The following is a 14,954-nucleotide window of genomic DNA, read 5'->3' as shown; positions in this document are numbered from 1 at the left end:
AACCACTGTTCTAACAATCGTTATTTTCATAATTTACTTTCTCCATTTTATCCTCGTAACTTTCGATTTCTTTTTTGGTCATACGTACTTCTTTCAGATTTACTTTTAATTGCTTTTTACTGTCAGGACTGATCCATATGCCATTAAAATTAAGACTTTCTTTCTTCAAAATCATAACTCCGGAAAATCCATATTCGACCAAGACAAATTGGTTTTCATTTTTTTTATTTTGAGTAATATCTAATTGTATCCAGTTGCCGGATTTATCATAACGGTACATTGAAGTATACATTATATCAGCTGTACAGGGGTTTTCTTCTTCTTTTATGTAAATTGTCACTGCTATTTTTCCGTCAATAGTACCTTTGTAAAGATTACTTTTGGCAGATTGGGCGATTGCGTCGATAGTAAAGAACATACACAGTATGTGGCAAAGAAGAACTAGTTTTTTCATATCTAGAATAGTGTATTGAATTATTCAGCTTGTTTTAAAATTATTGCTCTTTTATTGATTTCCCTGGTTTCTGAAATATTCAATTTTATAGTTGAACATATAAGCCATATTGGCTGCGCGCAATTTCGCTTCTTCAGCTAATTTCCCAACAAATAAAGAATCAACAGTTTTGGTAAAAATTTCCATCCAGCGGTCAAAATGAGTCTGGTTTACAGGTAATTGTTTGTGTGGCGGAAAAGGGCTTCCGGAATAGGTATGTTCTTCTAAAAGTAAAGTCTGCCAGAAGCGGTACATTTTCTCAAGATGTTCAGGCCATCTGCCTATCATCTTTTCGTTAAAAACAGGTCCGATCAAATCGTCGTTTTGTACTTTTTCGTAAAATGTATTGACTAAAAGTTTTATGTCTTCTATGGTTGTAATATCGTGAATAGTCATTATTAATTAAATTTGAGCTGCAAAAATACGATATAACAGCTTCTTTATTTGTTGATATTTATCATAACAGTATATTTTGTTTAACCAATTAACTGTGTATACAAATCCTGGTTATCATTCAGATATTGAAATTCAAAACCATTTTGGGTCATATTCATTTTAATGGACTTGATGTCTTTTTTGTTTTTTAACTCTAATCCAACTACAACAGAACCCATTTCGCGGCTCGTTTTTTTAGCAAACTGAAAATAGGTAATATCGTCATCAGGACCTAAAATATTATTAACGAATTCTTTTAAAGCTCCCGGACGCTGCGGAAACTGAATCATAAAATAATGCATCAGTCCTTCGTAAAGCAAGGAACGTTCTTTTATTTCGGCAGTTCTTTCAATATCATTATTGCTTCCGCTGACCACACAAACGACAGTTTTGCCTTTTATTTTGTCTTTATAAAAATCTAAAGCAGCAATTGTCAAAGCACCGGCGGGTTCAACAACCATGGCTTCTTCATTGTATAAACGTAATATCGTGGTGCACACTTTGCCTTCAGGAACGAGAATAATGTCTTCAAGATTATGACGACAGATTTCAAAAGTTTTATCCCCCACTTGTTTTACAGCGGCACCATCAACAAACTTATCAATCGTTTTAAGGACCGTGTTTTGATTTGCTTCAATAGAAGTTTTCATCGAAGGGGCACCTTTGGGCTCGACACCAATAATTTTTGTGTTTGGGCTTAAATGTTTAAACACTTCAGACAAACCGGATGCCAGCCCACCACCACCAATAGGGACAAAAATATAATCAATAGGTTCTTTATAACTTTCAAGAATCTCTAATCCCACAGTTCCCTGACCTGCCATAACTTTTTCATCATCAAACGGATGAATAAATATTTTGTGGTTTTTAATGGTGTCCGCCATTGCCGAGGCGTAAGCATCATCAAAAGTATCTCCTGTCAGTACAATTTCAACAAACGATTTTCCGAATAGCTGTACCTGTTTTACTTTTTGTTTTGGGGTAGTTTTTGGCATATAAATTTTTCCTTTTATCTGCAACAAATGACAGGAATAAGCAACACCCTGAGCATGATTTCCGGCACTGGCACAAACCACTCCAATTTGTTTTTCAGCATCTGTTAAAGAAGAAATTTTGTTATAAGCTCCTCTGATTTTATACGAACGGACAATTTGTAAATCTTCTCTTTTTAATAAAATAGTGGCTTTAAATTCGTCTGAAAGATTTAAATTTTGGTTGAGTGGAGTGGTAGCAACAACCTTTTCAAGCTGTTTTTTTGCATTCAGTACTTCGGTAAATAAATTCATGATTTTTGTTTTTTGCCACGAATTACACAAATTAGCTCTAATTTTTACTGCTTAAATTTTAAAAAATAATCCGAGCTAATTAGTGCAATTCGTGGCTATATTTAATTATTTTCCAAATAAAAAACCTCCCGGTTTGGGAGGTTTAATAAATTGTATTTGTTTACTTAATTTATACAACACCCCGCCATTACTGCTGAATTACAATAATTTTAATAGAGAGGATAATGTTATTAAGGTTTTTCATTTTTGTTGTCTTAATAACAAATGTATTAATTATTTTTTGAAGTCGTCCACAACTATTTTAAGTTTTATAAAAAAGCTGAAAACTGAGACCGAGAACTATTTTTTAACCGGAGGATACTGAGCTAAAATTTTGTTTACAAATTCAGCAATTCTTTCATCTTTTTTATCGATGTTTCGGGTCAAAACCCCAATTCCTTCTCCTTGCCAGATCATTTCTTTCTTTTTTGCATCAATCAGATCGATGTATAAAGTTCCTTCTGTAGATGTAGAAACTGTGGTTCTGTTTCCACCGTACATCATCCATGGATTCCATCCCCATCCCCATCCGTAACCCCATCCGGCGTTAAATTGGTTTACATCTACCTGCTCTCTCGATTTAGTAAAAATGTTTACTAACACATCCGGGGTTTCACTTTTAGTAAATCCCTTTGCCTGCATTTCGCTCTCTATTGCATGAAGGATACGTCTTTTATCCAAATCAGAAATCTCTACCTTGTCAATTCCGGGCTTAAAGAAAGCATACGTTTTATAAGATGCAAAATCTACATTTTTATCATAATCAGAATATACTGTAATACTGCTGCAGGAAGTAAGAATCAATAGCAGCAAAATCGGAACTAATTTGAATGTTTTCATAAATTTTAGTATTAAATGTTTTTGTTTTACTTATAGTAAGTTTTCATCAACCAGGTTAGGTAAAGTCACTTTTAATAGTGGCTCAGCTTTCATTGCTCTTTTTATTGCAAAGACAGCACCTTCATTCCGGGCCCAGCTTCGTCTTGAAATCCCGTTATTGACATCCCAAAAAAGCATTGATGCTAAACGTCTTGAAGCCTCTGTAGAACCATCAAGAACCATACCAAATCCACCGTTTATGACCTCTCCCCAGCCAACTCCTCCGCCATTATGAATGGATACCCAGGTGGCTCCTCTAAAGCTGTCACCAATAACGTTCTGGATTGCCATATCTGCCGTAAAACGAGAGCCGTCATAAATATTCGAAGTTTCCCTGTACGGAGAATCCGTTCCCGAAACATCATGATGATCGCGGCCTAAAACGACTGCTCCAATTTCGCCTTTTGCAATCGCCTGATTAAAGGCTTCCGCAATTTTAGTTCTTCCTTGGGCATCGGCATACAAAATGCGGGCCTGAGAACCTACGACCAATTTATTTTCCTGTGCCCCTTTAATCCATTTGATGTTATCCTGCATTTGCTGCTGAATTTCATTTGGAGCCGTTTTTGCCATTTCTTCCAAAACCTGACAGGCAATGGTATCTGTTTTTAATAAATCTTCTGGTTTTCCTGAGGTACAAACCCAGCGAAAAGGTCCAAACCCGTAATCGAAACACATTGGTCCCATAATGTCCTGAACATAGCTTGGGTATTTAAAATCAATATTGTTATCGGCCATTACATCGGCACCGGCACGTGAAGCTTCCAGTAAAAAGGCATTTCCGTAATCAAAAAAGTAGGTTCCTTTTGCGGTGTGTTTGTTGATGGCGTCAGCGTGCCTGCGTAAAGTTTCCTGGACTTTTTCTTTGAATACTTCAGGAGTATTGGCCATCATTTCATTGGCTTCTTCAAAAGAAATCCCAACCGGATAATAACCACCTGCCCACGGATTATGAAGCGAAGTCTGATCTGAACCCAGATCGATTTTAATGTTTTCCTGATCGAAACATTCCCATACTTCTACCACGTTTCCTAAATAAGCGATGGAAACCGTTTCTTTTTTGGCTTTTGCCGAATTGACTCTGGCAACCAATTCTTCAGTAGAAGTTACGATTTCATTGATCCAGCCTTGTTCGTGTCGGATTTTTGTAATCTTCGGATTTACTTCGGCGCAGACTGTAATGCAGCCCGCAATATTACCGGCTTTTGGTTGTGCACCGGACATACCGCCCAATCCGGAAGTTACAAATAAACGGCCTTCCGGATTTTGTTTTATTTTTCTGAATCCGTTTAGAACCGTAATCGTAGTTCCGTGTACAATTCCCTGTGGACCAATGTACATATAACTTCCTGCCGTCATTTGTCCGTATTGCGAAACGCCGAGAGCATTCATTTTTTCCCAGTCGTCCGGTTTGGAATAATTTGGGATCACCATTCCGTTTGTCACTACCACTCTTGGCGCTTCTTTATGCGAAGGAAATAATCCCATCGGATGCCCTGAATACATGGTTAAAGTCTGTTCATCTGTCATTTCAGATAAATACTGCATCGTCAGTAAATATTGCGCCCAGTTCTGAAAAACAGCTCCGTTTCCTCCGTACGTAATCAATTCATGAGGGTGTTGTGCCACAGCATAATCCAGATTGTTCTGAATCATGTGCATAATCGCTTTCGCCTGCAGTGATTTTCCGGGATATTCGTCAATTGGTCTTGCGTACATTTTATAATCCGGACGAAAACGATACATATAAATTCGGCCGTATTTTTCTAATTCTTCTGAAAATTCAGGAATCAATTCGGCGTGGTGTATTGGTTCAAAATAGCGTAAAGCGTTTTTTAAAGCCAGTTTTTTTTCTTCTGCCGAAAGGATTTCTTTTCGTTTTGGTGCATGATTAATACTTAAATCGTACTCTTTTTTTGTAGGTAATATAGAAGGAATTCCTTGTTGTATTTGTTCTTTGAAAGTCATTTTTTTTGATTCTAAGTTACTGGGATTCTAGGCTGCTACGTTTTTCAGGCAACGGATTAATTTTCTGTTAAAAAATGAACTAAGGATAACGGACATCCGATCTGTGATAGGATTTGTGTATTGTAACCCTGAATTTTCGTGAATAGATATCCATATTGAACTTTTACATTTGTTTTAATTATCTAATTTTCAAATTGACGCATTATCTAATTAGATTTCCTGATTCTTCCTGTATTTTTATCAAAGCCATAAGGGCAATGTCGGCATCCGTTTTTGCAGCAGTAACCACGTTTTAAATGGTGTTTTTCGGTAAAACATTTATAACCATCAGGTGTAAAATAAAAATCTTCCCCTTCTGTTAATTTATTTTCATTATTTTGCTCTTTCATAAAATTTTTGAGTCAGATTTCGGCTGTCTTACCATTAAAACATTTTTTTAGATTGTGATTTTAATGAAATCGAGCTATCTTGCATCTACAAATTTATAAATTTTACAGCCAATGTTTCTGATTGTTGCTAAATATTTAATTCCAAAAGGATATCGCGGTATGGCGGTATTTCCATTCATTTTGATTAAATATTATAAAGATCAGGTCAATGTTGTTTTTGTAAATCATGAAAGAATCCATTTGAGACAACAGTTAGAAATGCTGATTCTGCCTTTTTTTATCTGGTATTTTTTGGAATATTTTATTCGGTTCATTCAGTATAAAAATACGATACTGGCCTATCAGAATATTAGTTTTGAAAGAGAAGCTTATGCCAAAGAAACCGATTTAAAATATTTAAAAAACAGAACTTTTTTTCAGTTTCTACAGTACATCAAATTAAAATGAATCCAGTTTTCAATCAATCCATAGATATTCAGTTTCCCAACAACATTTCTTTGACAATAAAGCGTGAAGATCTGATTCATCCTTTTGTGTCGGGAAATAAATTCAGGAAACTAAAATACAATTTACTTCAGGCGAAAGCCGAAAATAAAAAAAACTTACTGACATTTGGCGGTGCATTTTCTAATCATATTGCTGCTGTAGCTTTTGCCGGAAAAGAGCAGGGATTTAAAACGATTGGAATTATCAGGGGAGATGAGCTTTTTGATAAAATAGAAGAAAATCCAACCCTGAAATTCGCTCAGGAAAACGGAATGCAATTTGAATTTGTTTCCAGGGAAAATTATCGATTAAAAAATGAAACCTCTTATGTTGAAAGCCTAAAACAGAAATTTGGCGATTTTTATCTGGTGCCCGAAGGCGGAACCAATCTGTTGGCAGTAAAAGGCTGTGAGGAGATTTTGACTGATGAAGATGCTGTTTTTAATTACGTTTGCTGTGCTGTAGGAACTGGCGGAACGATTTCCGGATTAATAAACAGCGCATTGCAGCATCAGAAAATTTTAGGATTTCCGGCTTTAAAAGGTGACTTTTTAACCGATGAAATTCGTATTTTTGCAAAAAAAGATAACTGGAATTTAATTTCTGACTATCATTTTGGAGGTTATGGCAAAATAAATATAGAATTAATTGAATTTATGAATGCTTTTTTTGAAGAAAATAAAGTCTCCTTAGATCCAATTTATACAGGAAAGATGGTTTTTGGCGTTATAGATTTAATCCGTAAAAATTATTTTCCTGCAGATTCAAAAGTTTTACTCATTCACACCGGCGGATTACAAGGAATTGAGGGAATGAATTTAAGATTGGAGCAGAAAAAATTACCAACACTCAAAATTGATGCTTAAAAAAATAATTACACTCTTCATAATCGCAGTATTGGCAAGCTGTTCTTCCAGCAAACCCACTATTGCAACAACTAAAAAACAGGCAGCAGTTAAAAAAAACAGAACAGCTTCGACTAAAAAAGGCACCTATTCTAAACCAATTGCAAAATATCCTTCTGCAAATACTACGACAGAGGTCATTCAATCGACTTCGAAAACTGTTGTAACCAGTGATTTAATCAATAATTATATTTTGCAGTATAAAGACATTGCGATGGGAAATATGCAGAAATATGGTATCCCTGCCAGTATTATCCTGGCACAGGGAATCTTAGAATCGGGAGCGGGAAGAGGAGATTTGGCTGTAACGGCAAATAATCATTTCGGAATTAAATGTCATAAAGACTGGCTAGGCGAAAGTGTCCGTCATGATGATGATTCGGCTCAGGAATGTTTTAGAAAATATAATGAGGCTTCAGAATCGTATCGGGACCATGCTTTGTTTTTGGTTGGAAAAAACAGATATGCCGTTTTATTTACTTATGAAAAAGATGACTATAAAGCCTGGTCAAAGGGACTAAGAGCTTGTGGGTATGCAACAGATCCTAATTATCCGGATAAGTTAATAGGTTATATCGAACGTTATAATCTGCATCAGTACGATTGCCAGATAACAGGAAAAAACTATACAGCAATTAATAAAACGGAACCGGTAAGGATTTCATCTTCGTCTTCGGTTTCAAATTCAGACGATCCGAATTTATACGAAGTACAAAAAGGAGATACTTTGTATTCGATATCCAAAAAGTTTAATATACTGGTAGATGATTTGAAACAAAAAAATAATCTGATGGACAATGCGCTTTCGATAGGGCAGAAACTGAAAGTGAAATAGGTAAGAGTGGTAAGTTAAGAGTTAATTTTGAAAGTAATTTAAAATCTGAGCTCAAAAATCTAAAATAAATAGAATGATTTATAAAAGAAGTAGTCAGCTTTTTGCTGAAGCAGAAAAAGTAATTCCGGGAGGGGTAAATTCACCAGTTAGAGCATTTAAAGCCGTTGGAGGAACTCCGATTTTTGTAAAAAGTGCCAAAGGTGCATATTTGTATGATGAAGACGGGAATAAACTAATAGATTATATCAATTCCTGGGGGCCTATGGTTTTGGGTCACGCCTATGAGCCGGTTGTGGATGCGGTAATCGAAAAAGCAAAACTGGGAACTTCATTTGGAATGCCCACAGAATTAGAAACCGAAATTGCAGCTTTGGCTGTTTCGATGGTTCCGAATATTGACAAAATCCGTTTTGTAAATTCAGGTACAGAAGCTTGTATGAGTGCGATTCGTCTGGCTCGCGGATTTACAAAAAGAGACAAAATCATCAAATTTGCAGGCTGTTACCACGGACATTCAGATTCATTTTTGATCCAGGCCGGGAGCGGTGCCGTAACGTTTGGTTCACCAAACAGTCCGGGAGTTACAGAAGGAACTGCAAAGGATACTCTGTTAGCCCAATATAATGATTTAGAAAATGTAAAAACTTTAATAGAAGCGAATAAAGGTGAAATTGCGGCAATAATTATAGAAGCTGTTGCAGGAAATATGGGTTGTATTCCACCTCAAAAAGGCTTTTTGGAAGGATTAAGAGAATTGTGTACAGCGAACGGAATTTTATTGATTTTTGATGAGGTTATGACAGGCTTCCGTTTAGCAAAAGGCGGTGTTCAGGAATTATTCAATATCAATGCAGATATTGTGACTTTCGGAAAAGTAATCGGGGGCGGATTACCGGTGGGGGCTTTTGCAGCACGCGAAGAAATTATGAATTATTTAGCGCCTCTTGGTCCGGTTTATCAGGCTGGAACATTATCCGGAAATCCATTAGCCATGGCTGCCGGGTTAGCTATGTTGCAATCTTTAAATAATGATGCAGGCATATTTACCCGTTTAGAAGAAAAAACGGCCTATTTGGCAGCAGGAATCGATAAAGTTTTAAAAGCAAATAATGTTGTTTTTACCATCAACAGAGTAGGTTCTATGATTTCGGTACACTTTGATGCTAATCCGGTTACCGATTTTCAAACGGCGGCAAAAGGAGATAACGAAACCTTCAAAAAGTTCTTCCACGGATTATTAAATGAGGGCGTTTATATCGCACCATCTGCTTATGAAACCTGGTTTATTACAGATGCCTTAACTTACGAAGATCTGGATTTTACAATTAATGCGATCGATAAAGTTTCGAAAACATTTTAAAAACATAAAGAGGCTTCGAAAAGCCTCTTTTTTGAATAAAATTATTTCTTATTCTTTCTGTGTTCTTTCATTTTGTCTTTATGCTCTTTTTGAATGGCAGTCCATTTTTTATACTGATCTGCATTTAGGATCGATTTCATTTTGGTATCATAAATTTTATGATCTTCTTTCATCTGTTTTTTCAGGGCTTTCTTTTCGGCATCAGTTGGCTCGTTATCTTTTCTGTCCTTTTTAAGCATTGCCATTTTTGTGCTTCTTTCAGATAAAAGTTCGCTAACCTTTTTTTGTTGATCTGTAGTTAAGCTTAACTCAGTTGTTAGTTTTTCCAAATGTGCCTGATTACGTTCCTGCGGTGTTTTAAAATCACCTTTATGAGGATGTTTTTCTTTATGCTCCTTTTTAAGTGCATTCCATTTTGCATATTGATCTGCGTTTAAAATTGATTTTATTTTAGCATCGTTGGCTTCTTTTTCGGCTTTTATCTGTTTTTTGAACGCTTCTTTTTCCTCCGCATTAGGTTTTTTTTTACTGTCTTTTCGTGTTTCTTTAAATTTTTCTGCTTTCGCATTTTTTTCAGACAAAAGCAGCTTAAACTGTTCTTGTTGCTTTTTGTCTAAATTTAATTCAGAAGTCAGTTTTTGTAACTGTTTTTCGGTACGCTGTTCCGGAGTTAATTTTTCTCTGTGATCATGTCCCGCTTTCTGATTGATGTCCTGTGCAAAACTTACCATTCCGGCGAATAATAAGGCTGCGATAAATACTTTTTTCATAAGTCACTTTTTTAGGTTTATAGCAATTAGACTTTATCATTTTTATTAAGTTTAAGGCACTTAGCAGGTTTGTCTTTTATTTAACAGAAATTGCTAAGAAATACATAAAAGGGCATAAAATATAAAAGAGACCCGAAAGTCTCTTTTATGGTAAATTTAATCTTTATTTTTTCTGTATTCTCTCATTCTGTCTTTTACCTTATCCTTATTTTCCTCCTGAATTTTTTTCCATTTGGTATATTGATCTGCAGTTAATATCCCTTTCATTTTAGCATCATTTGCATCAGCTTCAGCTTTCATTTCTTTTCTCAAGGCTTCTCTTTGTTCAGCAGTTAGTTTAGTGCCTTTTTCCTTTTGCTCTTTTCTTGCCTCCCTTAATTTTTCAGTTTTAGCACTTCTTTCTGCAATCAATTGTTTTACCTGTTCTTGCTGTTTTGTGTCTAAAGTAAGATCTGCAGTTAATTTTTTCAGTTGTTTTTCATTTCGTTGTTCAGGAGTTAATCGTTCTCTTTGTTCACGGGCTGGTCTTTGATCCATATCTCCCTCATCTCCGTCTTGTGCAAAACTTGCTATTCCAACGAATAGTAAAGCTGTAATAAGTAATTTTTTCATGATTTTTTTTTTAAGGTTATATCCTTTAGACCTTATTGAATTCGATTGGTTTAATTCGAGAGTCAGAATTGTATATTATTTAATAAATTGAAGATATTTTTCAAAAGGCTTTTATAATGGTGATGAAATCACAGAATTATTTGCTTAATTTTAAGGTGTCAGGATTATACACTTAAATTCAACAATATGAATTCAGTAACAAACAAAATAGCTTTCTTTTCTACCCAGCCTTATGATAAGGTGTTCTTTAATAAGTACAACGAATCTGGTTTTCAACTAGATTTTTTCGAAACACAGCTGAATCCGCAAACGGTAATTTTAATCGAAAATGGCTCTGTTGTGTGTGTGTTTGTAAATGATATGGTAAACGAAGAGGTAATCAGACAACTGGCAGAAAAGAAGGTAAAGATTATTGCTTTACGTTGTGCCGGCTTTAACAACGTCGATTTAGAAGCAGCAAAAAAATACAATCTAAAAGTCTGCCGTGTTCCTGCCTATTCGCCTCAGGCAGTTGCAGAACATGCGATGGCGATGATTTTGACCTTGAACCGAAAAACACATAAAGCGTATAACAGAGTGCGTGAGCAAAACTTTTCTCTAAACGGACTTTTGGGTTTCGATTTATTCGGAAAAACAATCGGAATCATCGGAACCGGAAACATTGGAAAAGCTTTCGCTAAAATTGCTTCAGGTTTTGGCTGTAAAGTTCTGGCCTATGATATTGTCGAAAATGACGAAATGCTCAAAGACGGTGTTTCTTTTGTAGGTTTAGAAGATATTTTTAAATTGAGTGATATTATTTCACTGCATTGTCCGCTGAACGACCAGACAAAACATCTAATCAATAAAAAGTCGATTGATTCGATGAAAGATAGCGTCATGATTATCAATACCAGCCGTGGCGGACTGATAGAAACAGCCAGCGTAATTGAAGGTTTAAAAGATGGGAAAATTGGCTATCTCGGAATCGATGTTTACGAACAGGAAGAAAAACTGTTTTTCAGGGATTTATCAGATGATATCATTCAGGACGATGCGATTCAGCGTTTGATGAGTTTTCCGAATGTTTTGGTTACGGCACATCAGGCATTTTTTACTAATGAGGCTTTGACGCAGATTGCTTTGGTCACTTTTGGAAATATAGAGTCGTTGTTGCTGGATAATGATATTGAGAATAAATCGGCGTTGTTGGTTTAGAAAGTCAATTGTTACACATAAAAAAGGAGCTTCGATTTGAAGCTCCTTTTTTATAAATCTATATTTTTGTTTGTTTCATTTGGATTTCTACGATTGTCTAAAATTCCAATAATAACTATTTGTCTTAGCTCTAGTTTGTAATAAATGGAATAGTTTTTAAAGACAAAAACGCGAATGGTTTTATAATCAGATTCTTTTCCAATCAATTCGAATTTTGAGAAGTTATCAATAATACTGTTTATTTCGGCTGAAAGTTTTTTAGCATATTTTTTACTAATTAAAGAAGTTATAATAGACTTTCTGCTAGCTTTTGCCTTGGCTGTCCAAATTACCCGTTTAGCCATTTGCTTTCTTCAGCAATTACTTCTTCATTGGTGTATATACGTCCAGCTTTTATATCTTCCTCACCTTCTTTTACCATATTCAATTCGAATTCACTAAGCTGGTAAACTGTATTTTTATCAACTGTCTTTAGTAAAGTCATTATTTTTTTTAACAAGCCCTCATCTTCTACAGATTTTAGTTTGTCAAATATTTCTAGTTTTAATTCTAAAGTGCTCATAAATAGTATGATTTTGAATAACAAAGTTAAGGAAAAAATTATTTATGGATTTTAGATTCTTCTTCTTTTATTTCCTTTCTCATTTGGATCTTTAGTTGATCAAATGTTGATTGATATTTTAGAAAAAAGGTTTTTATTTCATCATTATGTTTTTCTATTTCTTCCATAGTTAATGTAGTTAGTTTAGGAAGATAATCATCGTTAAACTTTTTAAACATTAAATTGTAACTGCTCTTTACATTCTCAATTAGTTCATATACTTCATCTGATGAATTTAAAATTGAAGGCTGAATTTCTATATTTAATAATTGATATAGATCATTATATTTTTTTGAAATTGAACTAAATTTTTCGCGATATTTTTCATAAAATAATTCAAGTTCATCATCATGATCCGAATCAAGTTCATTTTCCTTAAGATTAAATTCAAAAACAACTAACAAGAAATCTTCAAAAATTAAATCACGTGTTTCAATAGAATATTTACTAGTTGTTTTTAGTAAATTTTCATAACCATTATGTTTTTGATTGTAAATAAATTCAGCTCTTTTATATTCTAATTCTTTTCGTTTTATTCTATTTAAAAAAAGTAAATTAAAAATATTTGCCATTAAAGTTCCTCCTAAAAAAGAAAGAATAGGAGTGATAATCGTCCAATCAAATTCACACATTATATTTGTTTTTTGCATAACATAATGCTGCTAAGATATCTTCTTTTTCTAATTCAGGATGGTCTTCTAAAATTTCTGATATTTCCATACCAGAACCCAGCATGTCGAGAATAACTTCTACTGGTCATCTCATATTTCTTAAGGTTGGCTTGCCGTGACAAACATCAGTGTTGATGGTGATTCTTGAAATTAGATTTTCCATATTAATTAATTTTACTCAAAGATAAAGATTATTTATAAAAAAAACAGGCTGTCTATATTTAAACAGCCTGTTTTACTTTTTATTTTATATGCCTAATAGTGAATTATCCCACCAATTCCACAAACTTAAACTCACCTTCAACAACAACTTTTGTCAAACCGTGTTTAGATAAATTTTTCATAGACGCATCCCATTTTTTACCGCTTAAATTAGCCGTAATTTTTAATTGCTGAAGGTCCATTTTATTTTCATTTCCTTTCAATAGATCTACGATAAATTTCTCTTCATCAGTCAATTCAATCTGAATTTGTTTTTTCTCCGGACGCATTTGCGGGAACAATAAAACTTCCTGAATCGATGCATTATTAGTTAAATACATAATCAAACGATCCATTCCAATTCCCATTCCGGATGTTGGAGGCATTCCGTATTCAAGAGCTCTTAAGAAATCTTCATCGATAATTCCGTTTGCTTCGTCGTCACCTTTTTCAGAAAGACGCATTTGGTCTTCAAAACGCTCACGCTGATCAATTGGGTCATTCAATTCAGAATACGCATTTGCGATTTCCTTTCCGCAAACCATTAATTCAAAACGTTCCGTCAAATCTGGATTGTCTCGGTGTTCTTTACAAAGCGGCGACATTTCTTTTGGATAATCAGTAATGAAAGTGGGCTGAATATAATTTCCTTCGCATTTCGCTCCAAAAATCTCATCAATCAGTTTCCCTTTTCCCATTGTTTTATCAACATCAATGCCCATTCCTCTGGCAGCCTCAAACAATTCTTCTTCCGTTTTCCCGGAAATATCAAAACCAGTAAAATGTTTGATAGAATCTGTCATCGTGACACGGGCGTAAGGTGCTTTAAAATTGATTTTGTGTTCGCCAAAAGTAACTTCACTTGTTCCGTTTACAGCGATTGCACAATGCTCAAGCAAACCTTCAGCAAATTCCATCATCCAGTTGTAGTCTTTGTAGGCTACATATATTTCCATAGCGGTAAATTCAGGATTATGCGTTCTGTCCATTCCTTCATTTCTAAAGTTTTTAGAGAACTCATAAACACCTTCAAAACCGCCAACAATTAATCTTTTTAAGTACAATTCGTTCGCAATACGCATGTAAAGCGGAATGTCAAGCGAATTATGGTGTGTGATAAAAGGTCTCGCCGAAGCACCACCCGCAATAGGCTGTAAAACAGGAGTTTCTACTTCAAGATAACCCGCATCATTAAAATAACCGCGCATTGCAGTAAATAACCGGGTACGTTTTAGAAAAGTTTCTTTAACATGTTGATTTACTGTTAAATCCACATAGCGCATTCTGTAACGCAATTCAGCATCGTTAAACGCATCATGTATATTTCCTTCCTCGTCCACTTTTGGTAGAGGTAACGGGCGTAATGTTTTACTCAAAAAAGTAAAACCAGTCGCACGAATACATTTTGCACCAACCTGTGTAGTAAACAATTCACCTTCAATACCAATAAAATCACCCAAATCGGTTAATTTTTTGAAAACCTGATTGTACAACGTTTTATCGTCACCTTCACACAAAACATCACGGTTTACGTACAATTGAATTCGTCCTTCGCTATCCTGCAGTTCAGCAAAACAAGCTTTACCCTGATCACGAACACTCATCAAACGTCCCGCAACGATCACCTTCTTACCTTCTTCAAACGATTCCTTTATTTGCTTTGAAGTATGATTTACAGGAAAAAGATTAGCAGGGTAAGGATTGATTCCTAAGTTGCGTAAGTTTTGAAGTTTCTCTCTTCGGATGATTTCTTGTTCAGATAAGGCCATTATATACTGTTTTTTAAGTGTGCAAAGATAGTTTTTAAGTCGCAAAGTTGCAAAGTCA

General features: G+C 34.9%; 18 protein-coding genes. 5 read left to right on the top strand and 13 right to left on the bottom strand.

Annotated elements, in window-relative coordinates; all coding sequences use genetic code 11:
• Nucleotides 1-10: 10 nt before the first annotated feature.
• From DMB65_RS12745 to DMB65_RS12720, 6 genes are all read right to left on the bottom strand, one after another.
• Entirely contained in the window at nt 11-454 is a 444-nt protein-coding gene (locus DMB65_RS12745) for a hypothetical protein (RefSeq protein WP_110307021.1), read from the bottom strand.
• Nucleotides 455-505: 51 nt separating this feature from the next.
• The gene (locus tag DMB65_RS12740; RefSeq protein ID WP_110307020.1) at nt 506-889 is read right to left on the bottom strand and encodes a group III truncated hemoglobin; all 384 of its coding nucleotides are present in this window, start codon (nt 887-889) and stop codon (nt 506-508) included.
• A gap of 80 nt (nt 890-969) precedes the next feature.
• Nucleotides 970-2,214 (bottom strand): threonine ammonia-lyase IlvA, encoded by a 1,245-nt coding sequence (gene ilvA, locus DMB65_RS12735; RefSeq protein WP_110307019.1) that lies wholly within the window; start codon nt 2,212-2,214, stop codon nt 970-972.
• A 339-nt stretch (nt 2,215-2,553) separates the two neighbouring features.
• A complete protein-coding gene (locus tag DMB65_RS12730; RefSeq protein ID WP_110307018.1) occupies nt 2,554-3,093 on the bottom strand; it encodes a DUF4136 domain-containing protein in 540 nt (179 codons plus the stop codon).
• A 30-nt stretch (nt 3,094-3,123) separates the two neighbouring features.
• Nucleotides 3,124-5,100: a urocanate hydratase gene (locus DMB65_RS12725; protein WP_110307017.1), complete on the bottom strand. Its 1,977-nt coding sequence runs from the start codon at nt 5,098-5,100 to the stop codon at nt 3,124-3,126.
• 206 nt (nt 5,101-5,306) lie between these two features.
• A complete protein-coding gene (locus DMB65_RS12720; protein ID WP_110307016.1) occupies nt 5,307-5,489 on the bottom strand; it encodes a DUF5522 domain-containing protein in 183 nt (60 codons plus the stop codon).
• A gap of 111 nt (nt 5,490-5,600) precedes the next feature.
• Between DMB65_RS12720 and DMB65_RS12715 the strand changes: the two genes are divergently transcribed.
• The 4 genes from DMB65_RS12715 to hemL all read left to right on the top strand — a co-directional run bounded on the left by DMB65_RS12715 (nt 5,601) and on the right by hemL (nt 9,075).
• A complete protein-coding gene (locus DMB65_RS12715) occupies nt 5,601-5,936 on the top strand; it encodes a hypothetical protein (RefSeq protein WP_110307015.1) in 336 nt (111 codons plus the stop codon).
• Nucleotides 5,933-6,841: a 1-aminocyclopropane-1-carboxylate deaminase/D-cysteine desulfhydrase gene (locus DMB65_RS12710; RefSeq protein WP_110307014.1), complete on the top strand. Its 909-nt coding sequence runs from the start codon at nt 5,933-5,935 to the stop codon at nt 6,839-6,841. The genes DMB65_RS12715 and DMB65_RS12710 overlap by 4 nt, the downstream gene beginning before the upstream one ends.
• Nucleotides 6,834-7,715: a glucosaminidase domain-containing protein gene (locus DMB65_RS12705; protein ID WP_110307013.1), complete on the top strand. Its 882-nt coding sequence runs from the start codon at nt 6,834-6,836 to the stop codon at nt 7,713-7,715. Before DMB65_RS12710 ends, DMB65_RS12705 begins: the two co-directional genes overlap by 8 nt.
• Nucleotides 7,716-7,788: 73 nt before the next feature.
• On the top strand, nt 7,789-9,075 hold the full coding sequence (hemL, locus tag DMB65_RS12700; RefSeq protein ID WP_110307012.1) for a glutamate-1-semialdehyde 2,1-aminomutase: 1,287 nt from the start codon (nt 7,789-7,791) through the stop codon (nt 9,073-9,075).
• Nucleotides 9,076-9,116: 41 nt separating this feature from the next.
• On the opposite strand, the gene DMB65_RS22425 is transcribed toward hemL, so the two are convergent.
• Both DMB65_RS22425 and DMB65_RS12690 read right to left on the bottom strand, forming a co-directional pair.
• A complete protein-coding gene (locus tag DMB65_RS22425; RefSeq protein WP_230470669.1) occupies nt 9,117-9,845 on the bottom strand; it encodes a hypothetical protein in 729 nt (242 codons plus the stop codon).
• A 156-nt stretch (nt 9,846-10,001) separates the two neighbouring features.
• Nucleotides 10,002-10,457 carry a hypothetical protein gene (locus tag DMB65_RS12690; RefSeq protein WP_110307011.1) on the bottom strand — a complete coding sequence of 152 codons (456 nt, stop codon included), beginning with the start codon at nt 10,455-10,457 and terminating at the stop codon, nt 10,002-10,004.
• A gap of 186 nt (nt 10,458-10,643) precedes the next feature.
• Here DMB65_RS12690 and DMB65_RS12685 point away from each other — a divergent pair, with 186 nt between their 5' ends.
• Entirely contained in the window at nt 10,644-11,654 is a 1,011-nt protein-coding gene (locus DMB65_RS12685) for a 2-hydroxyacid dehydrogenase (protein WP_110307010.1), read from the top strand.
• A 50-nt stretch (nt 11,655-11,704) separates the two neighbouring features.
• On the opposite strand, the gene DMB65_RS12680 is transcribed toward DMB65_RS12685, so the two are convergent.
• From DMB65_RS12680 to lysS, 5 genes are all read right to left on the bottom strand, one after another.
• The gene (locus DMB65_RS12680) at nt 11,705-11,998 is read right to left on the bottom strand and encodes a type II toxin-antitoxin system RelE/ParE family toxin (protein WP_110307009.1); all 294 of its coding nucleotides are present in this window, start codon (nt 11,996-11,998) and stop codon (nt 11,705-11,707) included.
• Nucleotides 11,983-12,216 carry a hypothetical protein gene (locus tag DMB65_RS12675; protein ID WP_110307008.1) on the bottom strand — a complete coding sequence of 78 codons (234 nt, stop codon included), beginning with the start codon at nt 12,214-12,216 and terminating at the stop codon, nt 11,983-11,985. Before DMB65_RS12675 ends, DMB65_RS12680 begins: the two co-directional genes overlap by 16 nt.
• Before the next feature lie 38 nt (nt 12,217-12,254).
• Nucleotides 12,255-12,905 carry a hypothetical protein gene (locus DMB65_RS12670; RefSeq protein ID WP_110307007.1) on the bottom strand — a complete coding sequence of 217 codons (651 nt, stop codon included), beginning with the start codon at nt 12,903-12,905 and terminating at the stop codon, nt 12,255-12,257.
• Complete coding sequence (locus tag DMB65_RS22420; RefSeq protein ID WP_230470668.1) at nt 12,880-12,975, bottom strand: DUF433 domain-containing protein; 96 nt, start codon at nt 12,973-12,975, stop codon at nt 12,880-12,882. Before DMB65_RS22420 ends, DMB65_RS12670 begins: the two co-directional genes overlap by 26 nt.
• 217 nt (nt 12,976-13,192) lie before the next feature.
• Nucleotides 13,193-14,896: a lysine--tRNA ligase gene (lysS, locus tag DMB65_RS12660; RefSeq protein WP_110307061.1), complete on the bottom strand. Its 1,704-nt coding sequence runs from the start codon at nt 14,894-14,896 to the stop codon at nt 13,193-13,195.
• Nucleotides 14,897-14,954 lie beyond the last annotated feature (58 nt).

The organism is Flavobacterium cheongpyeongense (genome assembly GCF_003202435.1).
Classification (GTDB): Bacteria; Bacteroidota; Bacteroidia; order Flavobacteriales; family Flavobacteriaceae; genus Flavobacterium; species Flavobacterium cheongpyeongense.
This window is presented reverse-complemented; position numbering and strand designations above follow the sequence as displayed.